The organism is candidate division WOR-3 bacterium (assembly GCA_026418155.1).
In the GTDB taxonomy this organism is placed as follows: domain Bacteria; phylum Hydrothermota; class Tepidihabitantia; order Tepidihabitantales; family CAIPLT01; genus JAOABV01.
The window spans coordinates 1-8,249 of the sequence record JAOABV010000054.1; the positions used below are offsets into that span (position 1 = coordinate 1).

At 35.8% G+C, this 8,249-nt stretch carries 4 protein-coding genes; all 4 read left to right on the forward strand.

Annotated elements, in window-relative coordinates:
- A partial coding sequence (locus N2201_06160; protein ID MCX7785788.1) for a T9SS type A sorting domain-containing protein occupies positions 1-2,844 on the forward strand: 2,844 nt, incomplete at its 5' end.
- A gap of 206 nt (positions 2,845-3,050) precedes the next feature.
- The gene (gene fabD, locus N2201_06165) at positions 3,051-3,971 is read left to right on the forward strand and encodes an ACP S-malonyltransferase (GenBank protein MCX7785789.1); all 921 of its coding nucleotides are present in this window, start codon (positions 3,051-3,053) and stop codon (positions 3,969-3,971) included.
- A 97-nt stretch (positions 3,972-4,068) separates the two neighbouring features.
- On the forward strand, positions 4,069-5,580 hold the full coding sequence (locus N2201_06170; protein ID MCX7785790.1) for a proton-conducting transporter membrane subunit: 1,512 nt from the start codon (positions 4,069-4,071) through the stop codon (positions 5,578-5,580).
- A 43-nt stretch (positions 5,581-5,623) separates the two neighbouring features.
- Positions 5,624-7,513 (forward strand): proton-conducting transporter membrane subunit, encoded by a 1,890-nt coding sequence (locus N2201_06175; GenBank protein MCX7785791.1) that lies wholly within the window; start codon positions 5,624-5,626, stop codon positions 7,511-7,513.
- Positions 7,514-8,249 lie beyond the last annotated feature (736 nt).

The following is an 8,249-nucleotide window of genomic DNA, read 5'->3' on the forward strand; positions in this document are numbered from 1 at the left end:
GTTTTATTATTAACCGTATTTATCGGGTTTAATAATTATATCTCATCACAAGGTCTGCTTAAAATTTATCAGATTGATGTTAATCAAGGCGATGCCGCATTGATTGTTTCTCCGACTAATAAATATGTGTTGATTGATGCGGGTCACATCTCAGGTAATTATGGCGATACGGTTTTTCAGTTTCTTAGAAATCTGGGAATTTCTCATTTAGACCATATTATTGCCAGCCATTATCACGAAGACCATATTGGCGGTATTCCTCAAGTAATAAACAGATTAGGTGGTCTTGATTCAATTTATGGCTGGTGTTATGACTATGGTGACACCTACACTTCAGCAACTTTTCTTAATTATAAAAATGCAGTTGGTAATAAACGAAGAACTATTGGCTTAGGTGAAACGCTAAATTTAGGTGGCGGTGCCTTTATGGTCTGTATTGCGCGAAATGGAAAATTAATGAATGGTGATAGTGTTTCTTCCCTTTCGATTGATTATCAGAACTATCGCTCTATTGTTTTGTTATTAAAATATGGTCTTTTTGAATTTTACACGGGTGGCGATTTAACTGGTAGTAATGACGAACGTAATGTTGAAACCAAAGTCGCACCCTTAATTAGAGATGTTGATATTATCAAAGTAAATCATCATGGTAGTAGAACCAGTTCTAATTCAACATTTTTAGATTCATTGCGTCCTGAAGTTGCAATCATTTCTCAGGGCACACATCCTCCTAACACCTATGGCCATCCTCATCAAGAAGCAATAAATCGCCTGGTTGCACGAAATTGTTATATCTACCAATTGAATGACAATCCGCAAGGTGGCACATTTTCAATTCCTGATTCGGGCAAAATCTTAAATACGACCGCAGTAATTACTGTTAATAATTGGGAATATATTATAAATCGCGATACTTATCCCATAGACGGCGTGAACCGTGATGGTGAAGTAATGCGGATTTTATATCCGAAAGACACAATCCCTGAAGGAATATTAGTTAAACCAAAAGTCCGAATTAGAAATCGCGGCAATACAACTGAAATGTTTCCCATAAGATTTAAAATCATACCTGGCTATAATCAAATCAAAACGATTACTAATCTAATGCCCGATGATTCGATTGATGTTGAGTTAGATACAACTTGGCTTGCGGTTCGAGGAAATTATCAAATCTCCTGCTCAACTGAAGTGCCGAGAGACATTGCTTCCCATAACGATAAAAAGACCGCATTACTCACAGTATCTTTTTATGATACAGAATTAAAAGACATTATTAAGCCGACTGTTAATGAAACACTCTTTACAACTGAAACCCTTCGACCTAAAGTTATTATCAAAGATAATTCTGCATATAGTTATCCCTCGTCAGTTAAGGTCTTTTTCCAAATTAGGAATAATTCAATCTATTTAGATTCTATGCCCCGAATTCTTAATCCAGGCAAGACTGATACGCTAATCTTCAAACCCCTAATTCTTTCTCATTTAGAGACTGGAACTTATCGGTGCTCCAGTTGGATAAGACGACAGAATGATTTAGTGCCAACTAATAATTATAAAGCATTATCATTTGTAGTTAAAAACCAAATATTCACAACTTGGGAGAGTTTACCTTCTGTTCCCTTGGGCACAAAAGCAATTAAAGATGGCGGATGTCTTGTTGCAGATACCACAAAAATTTATGCTTTGAAAGGAAATAATACGCGTGAATTCTATGCTTATAATCCTAAAACCAGAATTTGGCAACCAAAGAGTTCCATACCTTATAGTCCATTTAATACAAAGAATGTGAAAAAAGGTGGCGCAATGACTTATGGTGAAGATGCTTTAGGTAATAAAGTAATCTATGTCTTAAAAGGAAACAATACTTATGAAATGTGGCGTTATTATATTGAGGGTGACTCCTGGCAGTTGATAACAGGTATGTTAGGACAAGCAGTTAAAGCCGGCTCAAGCATCGCTTATGCCGTAACTGCTAATGATAGTAAATATGTCTATTGTCTCAAAGGTTCCAACAAGAACTATGAATTTTTAGCCTACGATGTCTCTCAAAACCGCTGGACATACCGTAAAAATGCACCTGCTGGGTCAGATGGAAAAAGATTTAATGATGGCAGTGGTATTGTTGCAGTCGGTGAGACAATTTATGCCTTAAAAGGTGGTGCCAAATATAATGAGTTCTACTGTTACGATATTAGAGCAAATGATTGGTTTGAGATTGAAAGTTTACCCCAAAATCATCCTGCAATAGGACGAAGAAAGAAAGTAAAATCAGGTGGAGCAATAACCTTCGATGGTGCTAATCGACTTTATGTTATTAAAGGTGGTGGAACACAAGAGTTTTGGTGTTATGAAATCAATCACCACAGATGGATACCATTAGAAACAATACCTAAGGGTAAATCAGGTATAAAAGGTGGCATCAAAAGTGGTGGCAGTTTAACTGCATTAGCCGGCAAGATTTATTGTCTAAAAGGTAATAACACTTATGAATTTTGGCGATATAATCCAGAAGAAATATCAAATATCAAATATCAAATATCAAATATTTCCCAAGGAATACAAAGCCCCTCAACAGGAATATTCAATTTCAATCTTGATGTCAACCCAAATCCTTTGATTAGACTGGCAACAATTAGATACTCGGTGTCAACTGCCAGTAAAGTCTCAATTAAACTCTATGATGCAACAGGAAGATTAGTTGAAACGCTTTTAGACGATAATCTCAACGCTGGAATTTATACAACAACCATCCCAACAAGCCGTCTGGCAAAAGGTGTCTATTTCTTAAGGTATCAGGATAATTCAAATCAGAAACAAATAAAATTAATAGTCACAAATAGATGAAAATTCAGAGTACGATTACCGCGATCACAAAGTTATTGTTTCCATCTGTAAGTAATCGTTGTAATCAATAATGGTGCTAAACGATAAATTAGATGATAATAAAACTAATCTCAAATGATGCTCATTTTCCTATATCAAAGTATGATTACAGCATTTATTGATGTAAATCTATTGACTGAGGGTCATTTTTAGATAAAATCTACACAATGGAAAAGTTATGTTTTATTTTTCCCGGACAGGGTTCACAATATGTTGGGATGGGTAAAGATTTGTATGATTCATTTAATCGGGCAAAAGAACTTTACGACACAGCCGAAGATATTTTACAACTTAATATAAAAAAATTATCTTTTGAAGGCCCGGCTGAATCTTTACAAAAGACGATTTTTACCCAACCGGCAATTTTAGTCCACTCAATTGTTTGTTTTGAAATCTTAAAAGATTTAGGTGTAGAACCTCATTTAGCCTGTGGTCATAGTTTAGGCGAATATACCGCTTTATACAGTGCTGGCGTTTTAAGTTTCGAGTCAGTCCTCAAATTAGTAAAGAAAAGAGGCGAATTGATGTTTCAAGAAGGTGAAAGAAAACCCGGGACAATGGCAGCAATACTTGGTCTTGCTGATGATGTAGTGACGGAATTATGTAACGATACTCTCGGAATAGTTGTGCCGGCAAATTTTAATGCGCCAGGCCAGATAGTTATTTCAGGTGAACCTGAGGCTGTAAAACAAGTTTGTGAAATGGCAACACAGAAAGGTGCCTTAAAAACAATTATGCTACCTGTGAGCGGTGCTTTCCATTCACCATTATTAGAGGAGTCAGCCGAGAATTTTAAGGAATATTTAAAATCATTTGAGTTTTATCCGCCTAAATTTCCGATTATTCCCAATCGCACAGGAACTGTTACAGATAAAATCGAAGAGATTCGCCAAGCCTTGGAAGAACAATTGATAAATCCGGTATTATGGACCAAATCAATCCAAAGTGCCCAAACCCTTGGATTTACTACATTCCTTGAAGTTGGTCCAGGTCGTGTGTTGTCCGGTTTAGTAAAAAGGATTGATAAAACATTAAAGGTAATGAATATTGGCACCGCAGAAGAATTAAATAACTTTAACTTGAAGTAATTTATTAAAAAAGGAAGATTTGAGTTAACTATGCGATTAAACTTGAGCACCTTAAAACTAAAAGCATTACTTATTTATTTTTAGTATAAGGAGCGTTATGGATAAATTGATACCTTTATTTATGGCAATACCAATTGGTAGTGCTTTTATAATTTATTTAATCGGTTCTATATTAAAAGCACGAAGTCGACGATTTGCTGATATCTGGTCATTACTTGCAGTTCTTATATTGCTTTTGTTTTCGATTTATTTCTTATTTCAAGCTTCATTTCGTTCTCCAATCCTTTTCTTTATGGGCTCTTGGCGGCCACCGATTGGCATTACACTTGTGCTGGATGGCCTTTCGTGTTTTATTCTTTTAATTATTAATTTTATTGCGCTGATGGCAGTTTTGTTCTCCATTGATTATATGGAAAAATTTACCGCCAAATATAAATTTTATGCCTTACTAATGCTTTTAATTGGTGGGATGAATGGGATTGCAATGACTGGTGATTTATTCAATTTCTATGTTTTTTTAGAAATCTCGGCAATTGCTTCGTATGTCTTGGTTAGTTTTGGCGTGGATTCAATGGAATTGGAAGCAGCATTTAAGTATATGGTCTTAGCCAGTATCGGCTCAATTTTTATTTTGTTGAGTATTGCCTTATTATATGCCCGGACTGGCACCTTAAATATGGCTGATATTAGCCAAACACTTGCCAATAATCCTAATGCTCCATTTCTCATATTAATTTCCGTGCTTTTTATTATTGGTTTTGGACTCAAAGCAGCTTTAGTGCCATTTCATGCTTGGCTTCCTGATGCCCATCCTTCAGCACCAGCACCAATTTCCGCTATGCTCTCTGGAGTAGTGATAAAAGTCCTCGGTGCTTATGGTTTAGTGAGAATATTTTATAATGTGCTTGGTATGTCTCATAGTGTTTCGTTAATCATATTAATCTTATCCGGGCTTTCCATGCTTATTGGCGTCATTTTACAATTAGGGCAGACCGATATAAAACGACTTTTAGCCTATTGTAGTATCAGTCAAATCGGCTATGTGCTTTTAGGATTGGGATTAGGCACACCCTTAGGCATATTAGGCGGTCTCTTCCATCTACTAAATCACGCCGTGTTTAAGTCTTTATTATTCTTTAACTCAGGAGCAGTGGAATACGAGACTCATACTCGAGATATTACGAAAATGGGTGGTATTAGTCAAAAGATGCCTATTACAAGTTTAAGTTGGTTTATTGGTTCATTTTCCGCCTCAGGAGTTCCGCCTTTTAACGGTTTTTGGTCAAAATTAATTCTAATTATTGCCGCAGTCCAAGCCCAACATTATGTTTTAGCCGGCATTGCCGGGATTGCCGCGATTTTAACATTAACCTCATTTGTTAAGGTTCAAAGACAGGCATTTTTAGGTTCATTACCAGAGCATCTTGCGAAAATAAAAGAAGTGCCAATAACTATGACCGCAACTTTAATTATATTAACGGCCCTATGTGTCTCGATGGGAATTATGCTGATACCATCAATCCGACAGATTGTCTTAGATTCAGCCCAAAATGCGATTCTGATTGGAACCGATTATGCTAAAATTGTCTTCGAAAGGGCATTACAATGACGAAGAATCCTTCACAACTGGTTAAAACCCTTAGGAGGCAATAATGATTTTATGGAACACAATTAATATCGGGTTTGTCGTTCCAACAATTGTGCCTTTAATTGTTGGATTATTAATTCTCTTCTATCCGAAACGACATTTTACATCGTGGAAAAATCCGGTCTATTTTTTAACAGTCATAACCACCGCATTCATTTTTACTGATAGTTTATATTTATTGATTAAGAGCCAATGGCGAATGAGTTTTGGAAATTACCTATTAGCATATCCTTTTTCCAGTTCTGTTTTATTGGCAACTCTCTTATTGGGATTTTTAATCGCACTTTACTCTTATAATCAAAAGAAAAAGAGTTACTTCACTTATCTTTTATGGACGATTTCCGCATCATCTTTAGCCATTCTCTCAAATAATTTAATTATATTGTTATTAGCCTGGGGCGGAGTTGCAGTTTTGCTTTATCTACTCATTAGTTTAGGGAAACCTGGTGCGGAAGTTCCAGCATATAAAGCTTTGGTTATGGTTGGTGGTTCGGATATTTTGATGCTTATCGGCGCTGCACTTATTTATTACTTGACCGGCACCTTAACAATGAGTGAAATTTCCATTTCCTTAACTGGTGCATTACCAATTCTTGCTTATATTTTATTACTTATTGGGTCTTTAACCAAAGCCGGGGCAATGCCTTTTCATACCTGGATTATTGATTCAGCCGAAAAAGCCCCGGTTTCAGTTATGGCATTACTACCTGCGGCTTTTGATAAATTATTAGGCATATACCTCTTAGCCCGTATCTCATTAGATTTATTCAAGGTTTTATCAGGTTCAGCAATGTCTATTGTCTTAATGATAATTGGCAGTATTTCTATTATTGCCGCAGTCTCAATGGCATTGGTCCAAAAAAATGTGCTAAAACTTTTGAGTTTTCATGCGGTTTCCCAAGTCGGATATATGGTTTTAGGTATTGGCACCGGAGTTCCAATTGGTATTATCGGCGGTCTTTTTCATATGATTAATAATGTGATATATAAATCAGCCTTATTTTTAGGAGCCGGTGCAGTTGAAGAAAAAACCAATGAGACCAGTTTAGAAAAACTTGGTGGATTAGCCAGATATATGCCGATAACCTTTTTGGTAATGTTTATCTCTTCAATGGCGATCTCTGGTATTCCGCCCTTAAACGGATTTGCTTCCAAATGGCTCGTGTATCAAGGAGTCATTGAAGTAGCCAAAACTCATTCTTATGCGATTTTCTTTTTAGTTATTGCGATGTTTGGCAGCGTTTTAACCTTAGCGTCTTTTCTTAAGGTTCTCCATTCAACTTTCCTTGGCGAAAAATCAAAAGCAATTCCGAAAGTCAAAGAAGTTGGCTTTGGTATGATTTTTCCGATGGTGATTTTAGCATTTTTCTGTATTGTGCTCGGCATCTTTGCTAATTTACCAATCAATTATTTGTTCCGTGTAGTTTTTGCAACTTCAGCAACAGCAATAGGAATTTGGAATTCGGGCCTGGCAACAATTCTTATTATCATCGGCATTGTGTTAGGTTTTATCATCTATCTCTTGAGCAAACAATGGAAAGTCAGAAGTTCTGAAGTATTTATCGGTGGCGAAGTCATATCGCCTAAACCACAAGCAGTTCTCTCCTTACCTGATGGTGTAGACACTATCACCGGAGTTGTTGACCTTGATGAAGCAAAAATTCCAGGCACATATTTCTATGATTCTATAAAAAAGATTAAACTTATCGACGACACCTATCGGGTTGCAGATAATAAATTCTTTGATATTTTTGAGCAAAGCAAGAAATTAATCTCATTAGTAATTCGAGCCGGTAAAATAATTCATAACGGATTATTACAAACCTATCTGGGCTGGTTGTTTTTAGGCGGTATTGCGGTAATCGCAATCTATCTAATACTGCTTTTAAGATAAAAGTTTAACCTTAAATTGTCTTACACCACTATCGGAGCGAGTTGTTTTTAGAATTCTTTGTTTTAAGTAAATATTGACAGCGATATCTAACGATGACAGCAATTATTATTTACAGCAGTCATCTTTTCTGCCACGCATTAATCCCAGTTATTGTTACAGCGCAATCTTTTGCCCACTTATTCTAAATTCAATAATAAAAGACCTCTAAAAAGTTATACATATCGTCAGAGTAAAATTCAAGGAGAATTTTGCTATATTTATTTGAATTTCAAAGAGTTAAATTAACACAACGCCATTTTGATGGTATGACTCCCTCCGCTGGTGGCTGGGTCAATTATGTTTCCTAAAAGGGTTATTAAAAGAGAATAATGGAAGTCTTTTATAAGTTCACTTTAGAATAGGTCTAATAAAGTATTGGTTAACTTATCTTTTAGTTAGTATTTTAACCGCTCTTAAAGTGAGTGTTATACTGAGCAGAAAAGGCCGTTATTCACCAGATAAAATAAAGAGCCATTGAATAAGTCATCTTCTCTAAGCAAAAAGTTATAGATATTGATTGCCAGTTATTGGAAGTTATGCTTAGTTTTCTGCTCGATTAATTTGTTTTTATTATTTTTCTTGTTAATGTCGTATTAAGAGTTTTCATGGTACAGAAATATATTCCGGCATTAACTTTTTCACCTTTGTTATTTCTACCATCCCATTGAACTGAATATTTGCCTGCTGGTTTAGTTTC